Annotated in this window: 1 protein-coding gene; it reads left to right on the top strand. The window is 62.8% G+C overall.

Annotation, left to right across the window (positions count from 1 at the left end; all coding sequences use genetic code 11):
• Positions 1–285 (top strand): TolB-like translocation protein (locus FLQ44_RS11075; protein ID WP_147694442.1); only part of this gene is annotated, 285 nt, incomplete at both ends.

Genomic DNA, 285 nt, shown 5'->3' with positions numbered 1-285 from the left:
ACGGCAGCCGCATCTACTACATGACCGGCGGCGGCATCTCGAAGAAGCTGATGTCGGTGGGCTTGAACGGCGAAGAGCCGCGCGAGGTGTTCAACCTCAAGTACGTCAACGACATCGCGCTCTCACCGGACGGCCGCTTCGTCGCCTTCACCGAGCTGTTCAACGCCTACGTGGCACCGATGCCGCAGACCGGCAGCAGCATTGAACTGAGCAAGGACACCAAGGCGATCCCGGTGGCCAAGGTCAGCCAGGATGTCGGCAGCTACTTCCACTGGTCGGGCAGCG

It is taken from the genome of Vogesella mureinivorans (genome assembly GCF_007644035.1).
In the GTDB taxonomy this organism is placed as follows: domain Bacteria; phylum Pseudomonadota; class Gammaproteobacteria; order Burkholderiales; family Chromobacteriaceae; genus Vogesella; species Vogesella mureinivorans.
The sequence above is the reverse complement of the archived record's forward strand: the minus strand, read 5'-3'. Positions and strand labels throughout refer to the sequence as shown.